This window comes from Microbacterium trichothecenolyticum (assembly GCF_000956465.1).
Taxonomy (GTDB): domain Bacteria; phylum Actinomycetota; class Actinomycetes; order Actinomycetales; family Microbacteriaceae; genus Microbacterium; species Microbacterium trichothecenolyticum.
Genome location: NZ_JYJA01000039.1, coordinates 25507 through 46458 on the forward strand (window position 1 = coordinate 25507; position 20952 = coordinate 46458).

Here is a 20952-nt window from a genome sequence, read left to right on the forward strand (position 1 = left end):
CATCCGGCCGGGGGTCTGCGGCATCCGTCCCCACCTGTGGGCGGGGCGATGAGGGCTCTCGTGATCACGGCGCCGCACCGCGCCGAGATCCAGGAGGTCCCCGACCCCGAGCCGGCGGCAGGCGAGGTCGTCGTCGACGTGCGGCGCGCCGGGATATGCGGCACCGACATCGAGTTCTTCACCGGGGAGATGGCGTATCTGCACGCCGGTCATGCGGCCTACCCGATGCGGATCGGCCACGAGTGGACGGGCACCGTCTCGGACGTCGGAGCCGGCATCGACCGTGCGTGGATCGGGCGACGGGTGACCGGCGACACGATGCTGGGCTGCGGCGCGTGCCGCCGATGCGAGCACGGTCGCCAGCACGTGTGCGAGAACCGGCTCGAGCTCGGCATCCGCGGCGGGAAGGCCGGTGCGCTGGCAGAGAAGGTCGCGACCCCCGTCGCGTCGCTGCACCGGCTGCCCGACGGCGTCGACGACGCCATGGCGGCCATGGTCGAGCCTGGCGGCAATGCCTTTCGCGCCGTGCAGGGGGCGTCGCTGCGTCCAGGCGATCGCTGCCTCGTGCTCGGCCCCGGCACGATCGGGCTCCTGAGCGCGATGTTCGCGCGCGCCGCCGGCGCGGACGTCCACCTGCTCGCCCGGGACGACCGCGCGCTCGAATTCGCGCGGTCGCTGGGCTTCGACCACATCTGGACGCAGGAACGGATGCCGCAGCTGCCGTGGGACGCCGTGATCGAGGCATCCAACGCTCCGCAGCTTCCTGCGAAGGCGCTCGAGCTCGTCGAACCGGGCGGGCGGGTCGTCTACATCGGCCTTGCCGGCACGCCGAGCCTCATCGACACCCGCGACCTGGCGCTGAAGGACGTGACGGCCGTCGGCGTGCTCAGCGCCTCGCCCGGCCTGGCCGGCACGATCGACGCGTACGCCGCGGGAGTCGTCGATCCGCGTCCGCTCATCGCCGCGACGGTCGCCCTCGAGGAGCTGCCCGCGATCCTCGCCGGCGAGCGGCCGGCGGGCGCGGGGCCGGGGCCGAAGTTCCACGTCTCGCTGTGACCGCAGACGCGGACACCCCCGGCCGCGGGCCGGGGGTGTCCGCTGTCTGAGAAAGAGGGCGGTCAGGCGGGCTTGGTGTACGTGTCGTTGCTGAAGCCGGTGATGAAGTAACCGATCGGGTTGAGCAGGAACAGCAGGAAGAACGCGAACGCGCCCCCGTGGCCGAACGCCCGGCCGTTGCGGAAGGCGACGATGATCGCGAGCACGATGTTGGCGATGGGCACGAACCACAGCAGTCCGAGCCAGGCCGAATACCCTGCGACCTTGACGAGTACGAAGAGATTCACGATCGGGATGATGGCGAGCCATCCCGGGTAGCCGGCCTTCGTGAACGTCCTCCAATAGGCGGCGATCGTGGCGATCCAGTAGATCAGGCCGACGACCACGTAGCCGAAGACGGCACCGGCCGAGACGCCCTGGCTGATGGGCTCGATGTCAGAGAGCAGTGTCATGCGCTGAGCGTATTGGGTTCACGAGGTGCGACCCGTGAGCGCCGCAGCCCGACGTCGCAGATGCGCCGGACCCTGGTCGGGCCGCCTTCGCGTTGACACCCGGACGAACTGTCGAACCAGACGAGGTCCCGCCTCCGGGCCCCGTGCTCAGCGGCCGGTGCCCCACAGCCGGTTCGTCTGGGCGTGCGCCTCCAGCAGATCGTCCCGCGCCGCTTCGAGGGCGCGCTGCGCATCGATGAAGGCATCCCGTGCCTCGATGAGGCGGACCGGAACCCCGTCGTCCAGGCTTGCGATGCTGAAGCTGTGCGTCCACGACATGGCGTGCTCCTCTCGTGCGAGCCGGATCTCGGCGCGCCCCCGAACCGGCTGGGGATGTGTCTCCCCGATGCCGTGCCACGACGTTAGACAGCGGCATCCGTCTCGTCCACGGTGCGATGAAACACCAGGACACGGGCCGTAATGCACGAGGTCAGCGGCTGATGACCTTCGGCGCGGCGACGGCTTTGAGCCCGGCGACGCCGAACTCCTGGCCGTAGCCCGAGGCCTTGGTGCCGCCGAACGGCACCATCGGGTTCAGCGCGCCGTGCTGGTTGATCCAGACGGTGCCCGCCTGCAGGCGCTTGGCGACCTCGACGGCGGCGTCGACGTCGGCCGACCACACCGAGGCGCCGAGCCCCTGCGTCGAGGCGTTCGCGCGGCGGATCGCGTCGTCGACGTCGGAGTAGCGGATCACCGGGATGGCGGGACCGAACTGCTCCTCGTCGACGAGGCGCGCGCCGTCCTCGATGTCGGCGACGACCGTGGCGCGGTAGAACAGCGGGCCGAGCTCGGGCGCGGCCTCGCCGCCCACGACGACCCGCGCGCCGCGCTCGCGCGCGTCGTCGACGAGTCCGCGGACGATGTCGAACTGCTTCTCGTTCTGCAGCGGGCCGAGCACGTTGCCCTCGTCGAGACCGCGGCCCATCGGCGACGTCAGCGCCATGCCGGCGAGCGTGTCGACGACCTCGTCGTACACCGAGTCGTGCACGTAGAGGCGCTTGAGCGCGGCGCAGGTCTGGCCGGTGTTGATGAAGCAGCCCCAGAACAGATCCTCGGCGATCGCGGCGGGGTCGGTGCCCGCAAGCACGATGCCGGCGTCGTTGCCGCCGAGCTCGAGCGTGAGGCGCGCGAGGTTGCCCGCCGAGGACTCGACGATGCGACGGCCCGTCGCGGTCGACCCGGTGAACATGATCTTGTCGATGCCGGGGTGCCCGGCGATCGCCGCGCCCACCTCGCGGTCGCCCGAGACGACCGTGAGCACACCATCGGGCAGGTGCCGGTTGTAGACCTCGGCAAGGGCCAGCACCGACAGCGGCGTGAACTCGCTGGGCTTGACCACGACCGTGTTGCCCATGCGCAGCGACGGCGCGATCTGCCACACCGAGATCATCATCGGCCAGTTCCACGGGCCGATCGCACCCACGACGCCGAGCGCGTCGTAGTGCACCTCGGCACGAGACTCGCCTGCCTCGAAGACCACCTCGGGCTCGAGCGGGGTGTCGGCGGCGGTGCGGGTCCACACCGCGCACGCGCCGACCTCGAACCGGGCGTTGGGGCCGTCGAGCGGCTTGCCCTGCTCGCGCGACAGCAGCTGCGCGAGCTCCTCGGCGTTCGCCTCGAGGTCGTCGGCGATGGCGTTCAGGATGCGAGAGCGCTCCTCGTGGCCGAGCGCGTTCCACGCCGGCTGGGCCTGACGTGCGGCGGCGACGGCGGCGTCGAGGTCGGCCACGGTGTGGACGGGCGCGTAGCCGATCGTCTCGCGGGTGGCAGCATCCGGAATCGCCCGCCCCTCCGTCTCGGAAACGGTGATGGCGTCCAGAATCGACGTCGCAACGGTCATGGGATCCTCCTCGATCGGGTCTGACTCGATTGTCGGAGGATGCGGCGGGCCGCAGTTGACCGCCCGCGCAGGCTGCTTGACCGCCCGCGCTACGCCAGGCGCACGCCGCTCGGTGGCACGCCGAAGTGCGCGCGGAACGTGCGGCTGAAGTGCGCCGCATCCACGAAGCCGTTCGCGAGCGCGACGTCGGTGATCGAGCGATGCGCCTGCTGCGGGTCGACGAGCATGTCATAGCAGCGCTCGAGGCGGCGGGTGCGGATGACCGTGGAGACGGTGGTGCCCTGCTCGTTGAACAGGGCGTGCAGGTGACGCACCGAGACGAAGTGCGCCGCGGCGATCTGGCCGGGGGAGAGCTCGCTGTCGGAGAGGTGCTCGTCGATGTGGTCGAGCACCCGGCGCAGGAGCGTGCCGTGCGCATCGGTGCTCGTCGCCTCGCGTCCGAGGTTGGCCTCGAGCAGCGTGCCCACCATGTCGACGGCGGTGCGGAACATGCGGCGTGCGAGGTGGGCGTCGAGTTCGCCGGCGCCGCGCGCGAGTGAGGCGACGTAGGGCGCGATCATGGCGCCCACGCCTCCGGCGCCGTCGAGGCGGGTGGCGGTGAGGCGGCCGATCGTCTCGGCGGGGATGTCGAGCATGACCTTCGGGAACATCACGACCGACATCCGCATCGTCTCGTCGAACAGGAGCGAGTACGGGCGGTCGGTGTCGTAGATCGCCATGTCGCCGGCGCGCAGCGAGATCTCGCGGCCGTCCTGCACGATGAGCCCGGTGCCGCGTTCGATGAGGGAGAACTTGAAGTACTGCTGCGGTGCGCGCGCGATCAGGCCGGGAGTGCGGTGGACGCTGTGTCCGTCGGCGGCGATGTCGAAGACGTGGATGTCGCCGGCCACGGCGGCGTCGAGCGCACCGCGGAAGCTCTCGTCCTGCTCGGCGTGCACATCGAGCGCGACGACCGCGTGCGACACGGCGTGGCGATACGCCGTGAACGACAGGGGTTCATCTGACATGGGCTCACCTCACTGTGGCCGAATCGTATACGATTCGCGAGTTTACCATGCCGAAGCCCGATGTGCCCCCACAGGCAAGGACTCTGCCCGCGGCGTCAATCCCGGATGTGCCGGGCTGGGGACGATGATCCGACCCGACCTGAGCATCGAAGGAGCTGCACATGGCCACCTCAGGCCCCACGACCTCGACGACCCGGACCGCTGCGCATCGCCGCCTCGGGGTCCTCGCCGTCGCTTTCATGATCATCGCCGCCTCGGCGCCGCTGACCGTCGTCGCCGGCGGCGTGACCAGCGCCTACTCGGTCACGCATGTCGACGGCATCCCGTTCGGCTACATCGTGCTGGCCGCGGCGCTCGCGATCTTCGCGATCGGCTACGCCGCCATGAGCCGCTTCATCACGAACGCGGGCGCGTTCTACTCGTACGTCGCGCAGGGCATCGGCCGCCCGACCGGCGTCGGCGCCTCGGTGCTCGCGCTCATCGCCTACAACGCCATGCAGATCGGCATCTGGGGAATGTTCGGCTTCCAGATCTCGTCTTTCATCGAGTCGAAGACCGGCTGGGCGAGCCCGTGGTGGGTGTGGGTGATCCTGGGGATCGTCGTCGTCGGCATCCTCGGAGTGAACCGCGTCGATCTCTCGGCGAAGGTGCTCGGTGTGCTCGTGGCGCTGGAGTTCCTGGCAGTCATCGTCTTCGATGTCGCAGCGTTCGCGAACCCCGCCGAGGGCTTCACCGTCGCGCCGATCACCCCGTCCGCGCTCTTCGTTCCGGGCGTCGGCGCCGTGCTCGCCTTCGGCATCGCCGCGTTCATGGGCTTCGAGTCGGCCGCGATCTACGGCGAGGAGTCGAAGGACCCCAAGCGCACCATCCCGCGCGCGACGTTCCTCGCGGTCGCCGTCATCGGCGTGTTCTACGCGATCTCGTCGTGGGCGCTCGCCCTCGCCGTCGGCCCGGCGAAGATCACCGATCCCACCGGAATCACGCCCGAGGAGGCCGGTCCGCCGCTCTTCTTCAACTTCGTCGCCGAGCAGCTCGGGGTGCTGTGGGTCGACCTCATGTCGATCCTCTTCATCACGAGCCTGTTCGCGGCTCTGGTGAGCTTCCACAACGCGGTGTCGCGCTACGCGTTCTCGCTCGGGCGCGAAGGCGTGCTGCCGCGCCGGCTCGGCACCGTGCGCACGTCGAGCGGCGCGCCGTGGGCGGGCTCGCTCGCGCAGTCGGTGCTGGCGCTCGTGGTGATCATCGGGTTCGCGATCGCCGAGAGCGGCTGGAACCCCGAGAACGGCCCCTACCCGGTGCTCACGCTCTTCACGTGGCTCACGAACCTCGGTGCCTTCGGCCTGGTGCTGCTGATGGTGCTGGTATCGGCCGCCGTCATCGGCTTCTTCCGCCGGGACGGGCGCGACGTCGGCGCAGGCAGTCGCCTGGTGGCCCCGATCGTCGCCCTCGTCACGCTCGGAATCGTCTGGATCCTCATCCTCGTGAACTGGGACGTGCTGCTCGGCCAGCCGGAGTCGACGCCCACGACCTTCATCCTGCCCGCGATCCTGCTCGTGCCCTCGATCGCGGCTGTGCTGTGGGCGTACTGGCTGCGCAGAGCCAAGCCGGACGTCTACCGCCAGATCGGCCACGGTGCCGACGAGGCCGACGCGCCGCACCTCGGCAGCGAGCCGGTGGGCGTGTAGTCCGCAGGCGTCGGCAAGAAGGGCGACGGATGCTGCAGCATCCGTCGCCCTTGCTGCTCGGGGCGTGCCGCACCCCCGGTCGAACAGCGGCGAGGTCCGCCGTCGTTCAGAAGGGCGCTTCTGTGCCGAGCCCGTCGTCGATGTGGGGCCGGGGCGAGGGGCGCACCGTGAAGGTGGGGACTTTGCGCTCGGGTTGCACGACGTATCGACGCCCAGTCGGAGACGTCCACGCCACAGCTCCGCCTGACCCCTCGATCTGCCGGACCTGCCAGTCGGTGCTGTCTTTCACCAGGTGGTGCCCCTTGCAGAACGGAAGGGTGTTGTCGAGGCACGTCTCGCCGTCGTCGGCCCAGCGGATCTGGTGGTCGATCTCGCACCGGGAAGCGGGCATCGAACAGCCGGGGCCCATGCATCGGTCGGCTCGCCATCTCACGAGTCTCTTCAACGGGGCTGGTGGCGGGTAACTGTCGCGCCCGACCGAGAGGACCATCCCGGTCTCGGGGTGTGTGAGCACCCGCATCCACCGGCTGTCACCTCCGCACAGTTCGCGGGCCTTGGACAGCGGGATCGGGCCGATGCCCTCCACGACGGGCGGGTCACCGGCATCGGCGAACTCGTCGTCGAGAAGGGCGAGGACCGGCACGGTGACGACCACCTGCGCCCGGATGCCGGACGCGGCCGCAGCGAGGTGATCGGCAGACCCGTCGAGGAGGAGGTCGGTCGCAACGTCGGCGCGGAGCTGGTCGAGTGTGCGGGTCTCACCGTCGGCCTTGCGGATCGATTTCGCCATCTGTGTGAGCCGGCCGTGGATCGCGTGGATCTCCACGTCGGGCGCGAAGATCCACAGCCCGGACATTCCGTCCTGTCCACGTTCGACGGCGATGCGTCGTTGCGTGAGCGCACGCTGGTGACGGTCTTCCAGGGTGGTGGCCTGGGCGCTGTCGATCAGGGCGCGCAGCGCCCGACGAAAGGTGCCCACCGGCTCCGATTCTGCCGACGGCATCGCTCGCTCCAGCAGTCTGTCGCGAAGCTCCGGCGGCGCCTCGTCGAGCAGGTCGGCGATGATCTCGGCGTGCTTCTCGGTGATCCGTCCCGAACTCAGGGCGTCGAGCGCCGCGGGATACCGGCGTACCAGCGCCTCGGCCTGAGTGATGAGCCGGCCGGCAGCGTACTCCGTCACCCGCATGGCTGCTGCCAGTTCGAGCCGGATCGACCGCTCGACGATGTCCCGGACTCCGTCGCCGCGGCCACTCGCCTCGCGAAGCAGTTCGCGCCGCATCGAGTCGATCCGCGTCAGCCGCTGCGCCGCGAACACCGACATCATCGTCGCCGTCTCGAGGACCAGGTCTACCGCGTCCGGCACGGGCGGAAAGCACTCTTCACCGATGTCATCCGCCCACGCGTCATCCCTGCTCTCGGCGGGAAGAGACGTTTCGGACATGACCAGATCATAGAACAAATATTCGAATCTGACAATGCCTCGGACCGCCACGTCAATCCGCTGCTCGCTTCGGCCGGTATCGCAGGGCGACCGATCCCGATCGGAAGTCATGGCGATCCACGAGCTCGAGCGGGATGCGCTCGCGAAGACCGGCGAGCAACGTCGGTCCGTGTCCGGCGATGATCGGCTGCACCACGAACACGTACTCGTCGATGAGTCCCAGATCCGCCAGCGCGAGGGGGAGCGTCACGCCACCTGCGAGGAGACCCTTGCCTGGCTCCTGCTTCAGCCGGTGAACCGCTCGCCCCAGGTCGCCTCGCAGCAACTCGGCGTTCCAGTCGACGCCGGCCAGTGTGCTCGACACGACGTACTTCTTCGCCCGGTCGATGGCCTCGGCGAACGGGATCTCCCACGCTCTCATCCAGTCCGGCCACGTGCCCGTCGTCGGCTGCCGCCACGCCGACTCCATCATCTCGTAGGTGACCCGGCCGAAGATCAGGGCGTCGGCTCGTGCCATCTCCGCGGTCCAGTAGCGCATCGACTCCTCGTCGGGGGCAAGCCCCGCCTCGTGATGGCAGCAGCCGTCGAGTGTGACGTTGATCGCATATCGAAGTGGCCTCATCTCGTTCCCCTCCTGTCCGGGTCGTGCTGCACGTCGTACCTCACGTGCGTGATTCCCTTGGACGGGATCACGCGCGTCGGCTGCAGTCGGATGGGCGCGTTCGCAAGATGATCGAACAGCTTGACGCCCGAGCCGAGAAGGACTCCCGTGATCGCGAGCTCCACCGCGTCGACCGCGTCGGCTGCAAGGAGCTGCTGTGCCACGTCAGGGCTGCCCATGATGTAGACATCGCGGTCGCCTGCCGCCTGCATGGCCCGGGCGAGCGCATCTTCCGTGGAGTCCACGAACGTGAAAAGGGAGCCATTCCTGAACACCGGCTCGCGCGCCTCGTGCGTGGGCACGAACACCGGCATCGGGAAGATGTCCTCGTCGCCCCAGGCCGCATCCCCTGCTCGTAGAGTGCGGGCGCCGAAGATGACCGCGCCGGCGCCCAGGAACTCGCCGCCCACCTGCGGATGCATCTCCATCGTCGGGTCTCCGAAGGCCCATCCGTGCAGCACGGACAGATCGTCGTCGGGACCCGTGGCGAATCCATCGAGAGACATCGACGCGTAGAGCACTACTTGCGACATGACGGCAATGTATACGCTGTCCACATTTGTGTCCAGAGCCGCCGTCCGGTCTCCGTCAGCGGCCGCAGGCGCACTCCGCGCCCATGCCGCAGCCGCCGTCGGCGGTCGCGCCGGCGGCCCGAGGCCCGGCGGCGCCCCCAGCCCGGTGACCGACGGCATGCGCCTGCGAAGACTCGGGGACGTTCATCGCGGGGTTCACGTCGAGGAAGCCGTAGGGCTTGAGCCAGAACCCGGCGTAGTCCACCGGCATGATGGGCCAGTCCTCGGGGCGCGGGATGTGGGTGAGGCCGAACGTGTGCCACAGCACGAGGTCCTCGCCGTCGATCGACCGGTCGTCGGACGTGTAGGCCGGCAGCCCCGCGCCGCCCTGGTGGGCGTTCGGGTACCGGCCGGCGGGCCAGCGCTCGTCGTGGTCGTACGCGGTGCCCCACAGGTGCTTCGTCGCGAAGGCGGCGCGCGCGGCCACCGACGAGGCCGGGTCGGCCATGAGCAGCGCGGTGGGCTGGGGGAGCAGGTGGTATGCCGTCGGCTTGCCGAGGTAGTTCGTCTTCGAGGCGCTGCGCACCTCCCACACCCGGGCGACCGAGGTGTCGGCGAGCCGCTGGGCCTCGGCTTCGGTGCGCAGCGGCGTCTCGGTCCAGGTGAACGCGTTGCCGAACGGGTTCGCCTCGCCCATCGGGATGCGGGCGGCGTCGATCTCGACGAGCTCGTTGTCCTCGCCGTCGATCGCGACGTCGAGGCGCGCCGAGAACAGGTGCTGGTGCACCGGCGCGAACACGCCCGGCGCGATCTCGGGGGCGTGCGGATTGGCCGAGCCCGGGTGCCCGCCGCCGACGAACACGATGCCCGTCGCCTTCGCCTCGAGCTGGATCGAACCGTCGAGGTAGAAGTACCAGTAGAAGCCATAGTCGTAGTTGCCGATCGTCGAGAAGTACGAGACGACCAGGCGCCGCGACCGCCGCACGTGCGAGCCCACCGGCCCCTGCTCGGTGTGCTTCCAGAGGATGCCGTAGTCCTCCTCGTGCATGCACACGACGTTCGGGATCTTCACCGGGTGGCCGTGGTCGTCGGCGACATGGCCGTCGAAGTACGTGATGACGCCGAGGCAGTCGCAGCCGAGCTCGAGGTGGTTGGCGTTCTTGCCGAGGAGGTATTCGCCGGCGTCGAAGTAGCTGATCCAGAAGCGGGTGTTGGACGTGTCGCCGTAGGGCACGACCATCTCGGGCACGCTCGCGCGGGTCAGCACCGGGCGGTCGTCGAATCTCACATCGTGCAGCACGAGGCCTTCGCGCGCGTTGAAGTCGACGCGCAGCGACCAGTCCTCCCACTCCACACGCGACCCGCTCACAGTGAAGCTCGGGCCCTCGGGCTGCACGATCTCGATCGGCTTGAGGCTCGTGCGGGCGGGGCCCACGGCATCCGGGGTGTACTTCCCGCTACCCGGGGGAACCGGCACGTCGCCTTCGTCCTCGATGCCGATGACCGCGTTCGACACCAGGTCGACGTGCACGATGAGCCCCTCGACGGGGTGCGCCCACGGGATGTCGTCCTCGCTGTCGCGCAGGAACGTGAGCGAGCGGATGACGCGGCGCCCGACCTCGTTCTCGCGTCCGACGAATCCGGGGGCGAGAGGCGAGCAGAATGCGAGTTCGATCCGGTCCTCGAGTCCGCGGCGCGTCATCGCCGCGCGCCACTCGGGCGAGGCCTTGACGATCTCGGCCGCGCGGTCGTACTCCTCGAACAGATACTGCGGCTGGCCGTACGGCGCCTGCGACGGGTCGAGCTCGCGCGTCGCGACCACCGCCCCGCGCGAGACGGACACGATCGCCTCGACGAGCGCGCCGGTCGCAGCATCCATCAGCGTCACGTCCACGCGACGGTCGAAGGGCTCTCCGGGCGACCAGGCGGCGAGCTCGTCCTTGGTCGGCTCGTCGGGCAGCAGCATCGGCACCCGCACCGTGTCGCCGAGGAGGCCCGCCGACACGAGGATCCCGCGGGCCGCCTCGATCTCGTCGGCGGTGAGCGGATCGAGCGGATGCCGCGGCTCGGCCTTCCTCACGGCAGTCACCGGAATGAGGTCCGGGTTGTCGTGGGGCTGGGCGGGCGCGTCGTGCGTGTGCGCAGGCATGGGGCCTCCTTCATATCCGCCCCCACTCTTCCGCTCGCGGGCGCCGGTGTCTTGACTCGGTGCGCAGGAAGCGTGACTGCGGGCGCGACGGAGTCACGTTGCGGCGTGTTTCGGTGCGACATGAGGCGGCGGCGGCCGATGGGCGACACTCGGCGCATGGCCGCCATCCCCCTCACCACAGACCCCGCGGTCATCGATGCCGCACTCATCGCGCATCGGCGCTACGGCGATGCGGACCTCGGGGTCGCGCTGCGAGTCGACGACGCGGGAGTGATCCCGCTGCTCCTCGCGCATCGGTCTGTGCGCGCGTTCGGAAGCGCGCCGCTCGACGATGCCGTGGTCGACACCCTGGTCGCCGCGGCGCAGTCCGCGTCGACGTCGTCGAACCTCCAGTCCTGGAGCGTCGTCGTCGTGCGGGATCCGGCCCATAAGGACGCCGTCGCGACGCTCGCCGGCGACCAGCAGTTCATCCGTGACGCTCCGCTGTTCCTCGTGTTCGTCGCCGATTGGGCACGCGGCGTGGGCCTCGCGCGGGGCCGGGGCGAGGCATCCGAGGGTATCGGCTTCCTCGACAGCACGCTCGTCGCGACGGTCGACGCCGCCATCGCGGCGCAGAACACGATCGTCGCGGCGGAGGCACTCGGCCTCGGCGCGGTGTTCGTGGGAGCAGTCCGCAACAACCCGGGGGAACTCGCGGAGCTTCTGGGGCTTCCCGCGGCATCGTTCCCCGTGGTGGGCGTGGCGATCGGGGAGCCCGCGGCGGACGACGCGTCTGAGATCAAGCCGCGCCTTCCGCAGGCCGTCGTACGTCACGATGAGCGGTACCGCGTGGCCGATCGCGAGGCGCTCGAGGTCTACGACCGGACGCTCCGCGGGTTCAACGCGTCCCAGGGGCGGACGGGCGGCTGGATCGAGTCCGTCGTCGCTCGCGTGCGCAGCCGAAGCGCCCTGCACGGCCGGGATCGCCTGCGCGGCGTGCTCACCGAGCGCGGCCTGCCGTCGGACTGAGGGGCCTCGACAGAGCATCCCCCGCGTAGTCGGCCCTTCGCGTCACTTCCGGGTTCGGACGCGGCAACGAGGACCGACTCGGTGTGCGGGCGCGTGTGTCGCGCCGGGTCCGGACGCGGCAGCGCTGCCCGGCCGAACCGGCTCGCGCGTGGCGGACTCACGCCGGGCAGGACCGGATCAGCCGACGCGCACCGGCTCGACCGGCGAGCCGAGGGCGGGAGCCAGTCGGGGCCATTCGCCCTCGAGCCACGACGCCACGATCTCTTCGCGGCGGTCGGTGTCGCCCGCGGGGAACGCGATACCGCGGGTCGGGGTCGATGCTCCGAGCTCGACGAGCAGCGGGCGAAGTCCGTGCTCGACCGCCAGCGCGTGGCCGGGACCGCCGATCGTGAGCAGCGGCACCGCCGTCACGCCGGCGAGTCCGTTCGCGCCGTAGCGGTCGAGGAACGCCTTCAGCAGCCCGGTGTAGGTCGCCTTGTAGGTGGGGCTCGCGACGATGAGCACGTCGGCGCTCGCGACCCGTCCGAGCAGCGCGTCGATCTCGGCGTCGGGGAAGCGGAAGAGCGAGCCGGCCACGTCGGCCAAGTCGATCGTCGGCTCGATCACGGCACTGCCGCGGTCGGCGAGCTGGTGGGCGACCTCCTCCGCCACCAGCCGGGTGCGCGAGGCGGGCTGCGGGTTGCCGACGAGGACGACGATCGATGACATTGGCGTTCCCTTTCAAAGGTCGGGCTCAGAAGGCCGACAGATTGGCGCGCAGACCGCCGTCGACGTACTCGGAGCGCAGGATTCCGCGACGGCGCAGGATCGGCACGAGTTCGTCGAGCGCGCGGTGGATCGTGACGGGGTGCAGGTCGCCCGAGAAGATGACGCCGTCGTTGTCGGCGTCTTCGCCGAGCGCCTCGATGACGTCGGCGATCTCATCGGCCGTGCCGACGGTTCCGCCGATGCCGTCGGTGACGTCGGTGACCCGGCCGAGGCGCGCCTTGCCCGTGAGGATGTCGCGCAGCGGCACACCGTCGAACGAGTCGAATGTTCCCTGGAGGCCCCGGATGGTGCCCTTCGAGACGTGCTCGCCGAAGATCGCGGGATCCAGCGGGCGATCGAGGTCGAGCACCGTCAGGTCGGTCTCGAGGTCGCTCGACCACGCCTCGGCGACCTCTCGCAGCGTGCCATCGCCGGGCGATGCCGACGCGGCGACGATGCGATCGGCTTCCTCCCGGCTCGCCGCGACGATGGGCTTGAAGACGAACAGCACCTTGACGTCGGAGGGGTCGCGGCCGTTCTCTGCGGCTGCGGCGTGCACGCGAGCGCGGTACGAACGGATGCTGTCGGCATCGAGGTTCGACAGCGCCAGCTGGATCTGCGAGTTCGCGCCGGCGAAGCCGATGCCGCGCGGCGATCCGCCCGGCGACGCGACGATCGGGTCCCCGCTCTCGCCGTTCGGCCCCGACGGCAGCGGCTCGGCGTTCAGCGGCCCATCGAACGAGAAGTACTCGCCGCGGTGCTGCACGGCGGAGATCTTGGAGCCGTCCGCGTAGATCTGCGACGCCGGGTCGGCGATGAGCGCCCCGTCGCCCCAGCTGTGCCAGAGCAGGCGCAGCGCGTCGAGCCACTCCTGGGCGCGGTCGTAGGCGGCGTCGTGCGACAGGCGCTCGAGCCCGAAGTGGTGCGCGCTGCCCACGTCCGTGACCACGTTGAGTCCGAGGCGGCTCGAGCTCAGGTGCTGCAGCGACGCGAACTGCCGGGCGGCGAGATACGGCGGGTAGGCGCCGGCGTTCACGGTGGGGATGACGCCGAGATGCCGCGTCGCCGCGAACAGGTACGGCGCGAGCGTCCACGGGTCGTGCTTCGGACCGCCGTACGCCTTGCGCACGCGCAGGTTCAGCGTCTCGGGGGTGATGCCCACCGACAGCGCGTCCTCGATGAGCACGAAGTCGAAGCCCGCCTGCTCGAGGTCGCGCGCGGACTGCTGGTAGAGGTCGGGCTTCTGCCAGGCGTAGTTCCACTCGTAGGAGGGGCGGCCCCAGCCGTGCGGGCCGAATCCACGCGAGAGGAACCAGCCGAAGTGCTGCTGACGGGTCATGACGCTCCCACGGTGCTCAGAAGGTCGGCGGCCGCGACCGCGACCGTCGTGTCAGGGACTGCCGAGTCCGGGACTCGGGCGTCAGAGAGGCCGCCGGCCGCTGCGGCGGCCAGGGCGTGGTCGAGATCGGCGATGAGGTCGTCGGCGTCTTCGAGGCCGATCGACAGGCGCAGCAGGCCGGGACCGATGCCGCGTGCGGCGAGCTGCTCGTCGTCGCGCAGCACGTGCGTGGTGGTGGCCGGATGCAGCACGAGCGACCGTACGTCGCCGAGGTGCGTCATCCGAGTGAACAGCCGCAGCGCGTCGGTGAACGCTCGCGCGGCCTCGCGGCCGCCGTGGAGGGTCACGGCGAACACCGATCCCTGGCCGTGCGGCAGGTAGCGCTGGGCGAGCGCGTGGTGCGGGCTCGACTCGAGTCCGCTGTAGTCGACCGACCCGACGCCGGGGTGCTGCTCGAGCCAACGGGCGACGGTCAGCGCGGTCGCGGACTGCCGCTGCACCCGCAGCGACAGCGTCTCGACGCCCTGCAGGATCAGGAACGCGTTGAGGGGCGACGGCGCGGGGCCGAATCGCATCGCGACGCGCCGGGCGAACTCCAGGAATGCGGTGCGCGGCGCCCGCTCGGCATATGTGAGCCCATCCAGTCCGCGCTCCCGTGCGAGCTGGGGGTACGCGTCGGCGTGCGCGGCCCACGCGAACGTGCCACCGTCGACGATCACTCCGCCGAGCACGGTGCCATGGCCCGCGAGGAACTTGCTGGCCGAGTGCACGACGATGTCGGCGCCGTGCTCGAGCGGGCGCAGCAGATACGGCGTCGCGAGCGTGTTGTCGACCACCAGCGGCACGCCGTGACGGTGCGCCACGGCGGCGAGTCCGGCGACGTCGAGCACGTCGTTCTTCGGATTGGGGATCGACTCCGCGAACACGAGCTTCGTACGAGGACGGATGCCGCGGCCCCAGGCCGCGAGGTCGTTCGGGTCGTCGACGAAATCGACGACGACGCCGAAGCGCGCGAGGTCGTCGCGCAGCAGTTCGCGAGTGCCCTCGTAGATGCTCGACGATGCCAGTACGTGGTCGCCCGCTGAGACGAGCGACAGGATCGCCGTGGTCACGGCCGCCTGACCGCTGGCGACGAGGAGCGCGCCGACACCGGATTCGAGGTCGGCGATGCGCTGTTCGACGGCGACGTTGGTGGGGTTGCCCACCCGCGTGTAGCTGAACCCTTCGTCGGTGCCGGCGAACCTGGCGTGCGCCTGGTCGAAGTCCTCGAACTCGAATCCCGCCGTCAGGTAGATCGGGGTCGCGCGTGGCCGATGCGGACCCGCCGGACGGTCGCCCGCGTGCAGCTGACGGGTCGCGAAGCCGAGGCTCGCCTGAGGGAGGCCCCCTGACCGGAACGCGTCGTCGGCGGGCGCCGTGGGGTCGGGCGCGGGCGGGGCGTTCTCGGGCATGGGGTCACGCTAGGCGCATCGTTGCTCGTGCCTCGGTGTCCCCGTCATCCGGCGTCCCAGGACGACACGCGGCGTCATCCGATCGGGGACCGGGTTCGAGGAATTCACACCTCGCTCACAGGCCTCCGGCGGAACCTGAAGCCGTGGGCGTCTCGGCGGACGGATCCGGAACGGTCGGGGTCGCGAGCGCGGACGCGACCCGGAGGCGGATGCCGCGCGCCTCCGCGCCGCGCGGAGCGACCGCCGATCCGGGGCGCCTGGGCTTCGCCGCCGTGCTGGTAGGGGTGTTCGCGGCCGTGGTGAGCGCGAGCGGCTCATGGATCCCGTCGCTGTGGGGCGACGAGGCGGCGAGTGTGCTCTCGGCGCTGCGGCCCGGCGAGAGCCTGCTCACGATGCTCACGCACGTCGACGCCGTGCACGGGGCCTATTACCTCGGCCTGCACGCGTGGGTGCACCTGTTCGGCTCGAGCCCGTTCGTCGTGAGGCTGCCGTCGGCCTTCGCGGTGGCGGTCTGCGCCGCAGCGGTGACGTGGCTGTGCGGACGGTTCGGATCGCTCGGGTTCGCGGTGCTCGCGGGAACCCTGACGGCGATCCTCCCGCGCCTGACCTACGCGGGCGAGGAAGCCCGCGGCTACGCGTTCGCGGCGGCGCTCGCCGCGCTGCTGTGGATCGTCGTCGTGGAGCTGATCCGGCGGCCGGACTCCTCGCGGGGCTGGTGGGTGGTGTACGCGGTCGTGCTGTGCATCGGGATCTACGTGTTCCTCTACCTGGCGCTGCTGACGCTGGCCGTGGGCGTCGCACTGGCGCTCGCTGATGGGGGGCGGCGCCGGCTGAAACGCTGGATGATCGCGTCGGCAGGCGCGGTCATCGCCGCAAGCCCCGTCATCCTGCTCGCCGTCAGCCAGCGGCAGCAGATCGCGTTCCTGGCGCATCGCGACCGCGTGACCCCGATCATGGTGCTGGTCAAGATGTGGTTCAGCGCCCGGCCCTTCGCGGTCCTCGCGTGGACGCTCATCGCCCTCGCGATCGTCGTGTGGGTGCGGCGCCGGCTGAGGCTGCGGCGGCAGGGCGAGCCCTCCGGGCTCGACCTCGAGACCGTCGCGCTGGCGTGGCTCGTGGTTCCCACCGGGATCCTGCTGGCCGCGAGCCCCTTCGTCGCCGGATACACCCCCCGCTACGGCACCATCGCCGCGCCGGCGGCCGCGATCCTCATCGCGCTCGGCGTGTGGCGTCTGGGCGATCTGCACTTCGGCTCCGGCGTCCCGCGGAGCGCGCTCGCCGCGCTGGCCGTGGTCGCCGTGGTGGTCTCGGCCATGCCGGTGTGGGCCGCGCAGCGCACGCCCTGGGCGAAGAACAAGTCCGACTGGAACGACATCGCGGCGACCATCCAGCGCGACGCCCAGCAGGGCGACGCGATCGTGTTCGACGACTCGGTGCGTCCGTCGCGGCGTCCCCGGCTCGCACTCGACACCGATCCGGCGGCGTTCGCGGGAATCGCCGACGTCACCCTCGAGACCTCCTACGCCGACAGCACGACCTGGCACTCGAGCGTCTACTCCGTGGCCGAGACCGCGCGCCTCGGGCGGTTCGCCGGCGTGAGCCGCGTGTGGGTCGTCGAGTACGCGAGGAACGGCGACGCCGACTCCACCGCGATCCCCGACCTGGAGGCGCTCGGCTACCGGCAGGCCGAGCGGATCACGCTGCACACCAGCGTGGTGCTGCTCTTCACGCGCTGAGATCTATTTCAGAGCCAGTGGCGCCTGCGGAACACCCAGTACAGGGTGAGGCTCGTCGCCGCCATCAGGGCGAGCGCCATGGGGTAGCCGAGCGGCCATGCCAGTTCCGGCATGTATTCGAAGTTCATGCCGTAGATGGTGCCGACGAGGGTCGGGCCGAACAGGATCGCCGCCCAGCCGGAGATCTTCTTGACCTGCTCGTTCTGGACGAGTGCGGTATCGGTCTGGCGCTGCGTGACGATCGTCGCGTTGACCGTGAGGGCGTTGTCGAGGATCGAGCGGAACGCCGAAGCCTTGTCGATGATGCGCAACGCATGGTCGTGCACGTCGCGCAGCGACCGCTGCAGCTCGAGGTCGACCTCGTACTTCGGCGCCCCGCGCTGCAGCGACTCGAGCATGTCGGCGAGCGGGGCGACCGCGCGCTGGAGCATGATCACCTCGCGCGACAGGTCGTAGATGCGCTTGGAGAGGGACACGCCCCCGTTCTCGAACAGCGCGTCCTCGATCTCGTCGATGTCGTTCTCGACGCCCTCGATGACCGGCGTGTACTCGTCGACGACCTCGTCGAGGATCGCGTAGAGCACGGCCTCCGGTCCCAGCGCGAGCAGCTCGGGCTCCTGCTCCATGCGCCGGCGGACCCGGCTGAGGTCGGGGGACTCGGCATGCCGGATCGTCACGATGAAGTCGGGGCCGACGAACACGTGCAGCTCGCCGAAGTCGACCGTCTCGGTCTCGTCGATGTAGCGTGCCGGTCGCAGCACGACGAAGAGGATGTCGCCGTAGCGCTCCAGCTTCGCGCGCTGGTGGCCGGTGAGCGCGTCCTCGACCGCGAGAGGGTGGAGGGTGAACTCGTCGGCGACCTGCGCGATCTCCTCCGGGGTCGGGCGGAACAGCCCGATCCACGCCATGCCGTGGTGCGCACGGGTGTACTCGAAGGTCTCGGCCAGGCTCGACGGGTTCTCGATCCGCTTACCGGCGACGTACACGCCGTTGTCGACGATGGGCATCAGGCGATTCTCCTCGGCACGTGACTGGGTGGGCAATGATCCTCACGATTCCATGACGAGCGGTCCCCCCAGCCTCTCCACGCGCCGCCGGCGCGTGGAGAGGCCGGCCGCGTGGGCCCAGCGGCGCCTCGCGTCCGTCGTCAGGAGGCGTCGGATCAGCCGCTGCCGTCGGTGCCGCCTCCGCTGTTCCCGCCGCCCCCGTTGCCGTTGCCGCTGCCGCTGCCGTTGCCGTTCCCGTTGCCCGTCCCTGCGTTGCCGGTCCCGCCGGTTGCGTTGCTCTCGCCGTTGCCCGGGTCGGCGGCCGGGCCGGCGCTGGGATGGATCGTGACGGTCGCGCCGGCGGTGGCCCGGCCCGCGCCGGGGTCCTGGCTCGCGACGAGCCCGGCCGTGACGTCCGACTCGACCGTGTCGCCGACCTGTGCGACGAATCCCGCCGCCTCGAGCCGGCTCTGGGCGTCCGCGAGGCTCAGCCCCGTCACGTCGGGCACGGTGGCCTGCGAGGTCCTGGTCAGCTGCGGGTCCGGACTCGGGAAGGCATCGCCGCCGTAGGCGGCGTTCGCCGCGGCCTGCACGGCCCTGCCGATGCGGTAGCGGATGTCCGACAGTCGTGTGCCCTGATTCCAGGTGTTGAAGACATCGCCGCCGCCCTGCACGTTTCCGGCCCAGGTCGCCGTCGTCACCTTGGTGCTCGACTCGATCATCCAGGTCTGCCACGCCTCGTGGGTGCCGGTCTTGCCGAGCAGCGGGGTGCCGTCGCCGGGATTGCCCGCGGCTCCCGTTCCCCCGGAGGCCATCACGCCCTGCAGCGCGTAGGCGGCGGCCGCCGCGATGGTCGGGTCCAGGGCCTGGCTGCACGTGCGCTCGGGCTTGGCGATCTCGTTGCCCGCAGCATCCGTCACGCGATCGATGGCCTGCGGCTGGCAGTAGGTGCCGCCGTTGGCGACGGTGGCGTACGCGGCGGCCATCGCGATCGGAGAGACCTGGGCCGTTCCGATGACCGAGCTGAGGGTGTCCATCGAGATCGGCGTGCCGTCGCTCTGCGTGACGCCGAGCTTCGCCGCCACGTTCTGGATGTCGCAGAGGTCGAGCTTCTCGGCCATCGCGAAGTAGCCGGTGTTCAGCGATGCGGCCGTGAACTGCATCGGCGTGCCGATGCGGCCAGACGCCTTGCCGAAGTTGTTGACGAGGGTGTTCGACGTGTTGTCCCAGTCGCCGTCGCACGAGTTGGTGAGGTGCGTGAAGACCCGCAGTCGCCCGTCGAGGGTCTCGTTCACCGAGTGCCCCTGCTCGAGCCAGTCGAGCAGGGTGAACAGCTTGAAGGTGGAGCCGGCGCTGAACCCCGTGGATCCGCCCACCGAGGGGTCCCCGGCGAAGACGAGCGACGAGTAGTCCGGATCGTCATCGGCCGCGGCGTCTTCGCCGTACCTCGTGTTCTGCGCGATCGCGAGGATGCGACCGGTGGATGCCTCGATGCTCACTGTGGTCGACCCGAATCGTCCGGTCGACGCGCCGCTGGAGGTCGGCATGGTGGCCGAAGCCGGCGCGTACTGCGTCATCGCCTCCTCGGCGGCGGACTGGACGCGCGAATCCAGGGTCGTGTAGACGTTCAGGCCGCCGCGCTGGAGGGTCTGGAGGCGGTCCGTCTCGGTCTCACCGAACGCCGGGTCGCTCAGGATCACATCCTTCACGTATTCGCAGAAGTACGCCGCACCGCCGGCGGCGGCGCAGCCGGTGACCGTGGGCGTGATCACCGGGGTGATCGGCTCGATCGCGGCGGCGACGTACTCGTCGTGCGTGATCTTGCCGTCGTCGAGCATGCGGTTCAGCACGTAGAGCTGGCGCACCTTCGTCGAGGTGTACCCATCGGCGGCGGCGAGCTTCTGCTCTTCGGTGATCTCGCCCGACGTCACCAGCGCGTCGAGCGCCCCGAGCCTCGCGCCGTCTTCGATGACGCCGTCCGGCGCTTTGTTGAGTGTCGCGCCGTCCGATGTCGTGATCGAGCCGGCCGGCCGGTCGATCCGGTAGCTGTTGGGGTTCTGCACCATGCCGGCGAGGGTCGCCGACTGCCCGATGGTCAGGTTCGCTGCGGTCGTGCCGAAGTAGTAGCGCGCGGCCGCCTCGACGCCGTACGTGGTGCCGCCGAAGTTGGCGATGTTGAGGTAGCCGAGCAGGATCTCGTCCTTCGAGTAGGTCTGCTCCAGCGCGATGGCGTACCGCATCTCCTGCAGCTTGCGCTCGATGCCCGCCGTGCCGGAGGACGTGGTCGCCTCGGACCAGCAGTCGTACTTGGCCTGCGGCGTCTTCGCGGTCGCCTCGCACTGCTGCACGAGGACGTTCTTGACGTACTGCTGACTGATGGTCGACCCGCCCTGGGTCTCACCGCCGCCCTCGAGGTTCGACAGCACGGCCCGGGTCGTGCCGATGATGTCGACGCCGCCGTGATCGTAGTAGCGCGGGTCCTCGCTCGACAGGATCGCGTCGTACATCGCCGACGAGACCTGGTCGTACGTGACCGGCGTGCGGTCCTGCTCGAGGAACTGCGCCAACAGCTGCTCCTCACCCGTGTCTGGGTCGGTGGCGTAGAAATTGCTCGGCACCATCAGCTGGTCGATCTGGAGCGTGCTCGGCAGGTTGTCGAACAGCGTGATCGCCTGCGATGCGGCGGCGCCGGTGAGGGCGACCGCCGGGGTGACGGTAGCGGCCACCAGGACTCCGGCCAGGGCACTGAGGCCGAGCAGCCCGGCGAGACCGCCGAGGAATCCGCTCGCCCGTCTTCGGGATTCGGGCATGCGGACGAGCGTAGGAAGCAGGGCTGGGCGGTT

Annotated in this window: 17 protein-coding genes; 4 read left to right on the top strand and 13 right to left on the bottom strand. The window is 70.2% G+C overall.

From position 1 onward, the window contains the following. Window positions 1-48: 48 nt before the first annotated feature. Window positions 49-1056 (top strand): zinc-dependent alcohol dehydrogenase, encoded by a 1008-nt coding sequence (locus tag RS82_RS15815; protein ID WP_045301210.1) that lies wholly within the window; start codon window positions 49-51, stop codon window positions 1054-1056. A 62-nt stretch (window positions 1057-1118) separates the two neighbouring features. Here RS82_RS15815 and RS82_RS15820 read toward each other — a convergent pair whose 3' ends face one another. From RS82_RS15820 to RS82_RS15830, 4 genes are all read right to left on the bottom strand, one after another. Next, window positions 1119-1508: a DUF5684 domain-containing protein gene (locus RS82_RS15820; protein ID WP_211255951.1), complete on the bottom strand. Its 390-nt coding sequence runs from the start codon at window positions 1506-1508 to the stop codon at window positions 1119-1121. 147 nt (window positions 1509-1655) lie between these two features. Continuing rightward, a complete protein-coding gene (locus tag RS82_RS21390; protein WP_157005639.1) occupies window positions 1656-1826 on the bottom strand; it encodes a hypothetical protein in 171 nt (56 codons plus the stop codon). A 151-nt stretch (window positions 1827-1977) separates the two neighbouring features. Beyond that, window positions 1978-3387: an aldehyde dehydrogenase family protein gene (locus tag RS82_RS15825; protein ID WP_045301211.1), complete on the bottom strand. Its 1410-nt coding sequence runs from the start codon at window positions 3385-3387 to the stop codon at window positions 1978-1980. Between the two features lie 89 nt (window positions 3388-3476). Next, window positions 3477-4394 (bottom strand): AraC-like ligand-binding domain-containing protein, encoded by a 918-nt coding sequence (locus tag RS82_RS15830; protein ID WP_045301213.1) that lies wholly within the window; start codon window positions 4392-4394, stop codon window positions 3477-3479. A gap of 161 nt (window positions 4395-4555) precedes the next feature. On the opposite strand from RS82_RS15830, the gene RS82_RS15835 reads away from it, so the two are divergent. Next, complete coding sequence (locus RS82_RS15835) at window positions 4556-6079, top strand: APC family permease (protein ID WP_045301215.1); 1524 nt, start codon at window positions 4556-4558, stop codon at window positions 6077-6079. Between the two features lie 106 nt (window positions 6080-6185). On the opposite strand, the gene RS82_RS15840 is transcribed toward RS82_RS15835, so the two are convergent. Genes RS82_RS15840 through RS82_RS15855 form a run of 4 tightly spaced genes read right to left on the bottom strand, consistent with a single transcriptional unit; the run spans window position 6186 to window position 10842 of the window. Beyond that, on the bottom strand, window positions 6186-7631 hold the full coding sequence (locus RS82_RS15840; protein WP_169748715.1) for an HNH endonuclease signature motif containing protein: 1446 nt from the start codon (window positions 7629-7631) through the stop codon (window positions 6186-6188). Beyond that, window positions 7573-8142: a dihydrofolate reductase family protein gene (locus RS82_RS15845; RefSeq protein WP_045301218.1), complete on the bottom strand. Its 570-nt coding sequence runs from the start codon at window positions 8140-8142 to the stop codon at window positions 7573-7575. The genes RS82_RS15840 and RS82_RS15845 overlap by 59 nt, the downstream gene beginning before the upstream one ends. Continuing rightward, on the bottom strand, window positions 8139-8714 hold the full coding sequence (locus RS82_RS15850) for a dihydrofolate reductase family protein (RefSeq protein WP_169748716.1): 576 nt from the start codon (window positions 8712-8714) through the stop codon (window positions 8139-8141). Before RS82_RS15850 ends, RS82_RS15845 begins: the two co-directional genes overlap by 4 nt. 55 nt (window positions 8715-8769) lie before the next feature. Continuing rightward, complete coding sequence (locus RS82_RS15855) at window positions 8770-10842, bottom strand: primary-amine oxidase (RefSeq protein ID WP_052676881.1); 2073 nt, start codon at window positions 10840-10842, stop codon at window positions 8770-8772. Between the two features lie 156 nt (window positions 10843-10998). Here RS82_RS15855 and RS82_RS15860 point away from each other — a divergent pair, with 156 nt between their 5' ends. Further along, the gene (locus tag RS82_RS15860; protein WP_045301220.1) at window positions 10999-11850 is read left to right on the top strand and encodes a nitroreductase family protein; all 852 of its coding nucleotides are present in this window, start codon (window positions 10999-11001) and stop codon (window positions 11848-11850) included. Between the two features lie 177 nt (window positions 11851-12027). On the opposite strand, the gene RS82_RS15865 is transcribed toward RS82_RS15860, so the two are convergent. The 3 genes from RS82_RS15865 to RS82_RS15875 are packed head-to-tail and all read right to left on the bottom strand — an operon-like array spanning window position 12028 to window position 15387. Beyond that, the gene (locus RS82_RS15865; RefSeq protein WP_045301222.1) at window positions 12028-12558 is read right to left on the bottom strand and encodes an NADPH-dependent FMN reductase; all 531 of its coding nucleotides are present in this window, start codon (window positions 12556-12558) and stop codon (window positions 12028-12030) included. A gap of 25 nt (window positions 12559-12583) precedes the next feature. Beyond that, window positions 12584-13936: an LLM class flavin-dependent oxidoreductase gene (locus RS82_RS15870; RefSeq protein WP_045301224.1), complete on the bottom strand. Its 1353-nt coding sequence runs from the start codon at window positions 13934-13936 to the stop codon at window positions 12584-12586. Next, window positions 13933-15387, bottom strand: coding sequence for an O-acetylhomoserine aminocarboxypropyltransferase/cysteine synthase family protein (locus RS82_RS15875; RefSeq protein ID WP_084695707.1), 1455 nt, complete (start codon window positions 15385-15387; stop codon window positions 13933-13935). Before RS82_RS15875 ends, RS82_RS15870 begins: the two co-directional genes overlap by 4 nt. Before the next feature lie 209 nt (window positions 15388-15596). Between RS82_RS15875 and RS82_RS15880 the strand changes: the two genes are divergently transcribed. Further along, window positions 15597-17123, top strand: a complete 1527-nt coding sequence (locus tag RS82_RS15880; RefSeq protein WP_045301630.1) for a glycosyltransferase family 39 protein — start codon at window positions 15597-15599, stop codon at window positions 17121-17123. An 8-nt stretch (window positions 17124-17131) separates the two neighbouring features. Here the strand turns inward: RS82_RS15880 and corA are convergent, their stop codons facing one another. Together corA and RS82_RS15890 are read right to left on the bottom strand one after the other, a co-directional pair. Further along, complete coding sequence (gene corA / locus RS82_RS15885; protein WP_045301226.1) at window positions 17132-18130, bottom strand: magnesium/cobalt transporter CorA; 999 nt, start codon at window positions 18128-18130, stop codon at window positions 17132-17134. Between the two features lie 155 nt (window positions 18131-18285). Continuing rightward, window positions 18286-20919 (bottom strand): penicillin-binding protein, encoded by a 2634-nt coding sequence (locus RS82_RS15890; protein WP_045301228.1) that lies wholly within the window; start codon window positions 20917-20919, stop codon window positions 18286-18288. Between the last annotated feature and the right edge of the window lie 33 nt (window positions 20920-20952).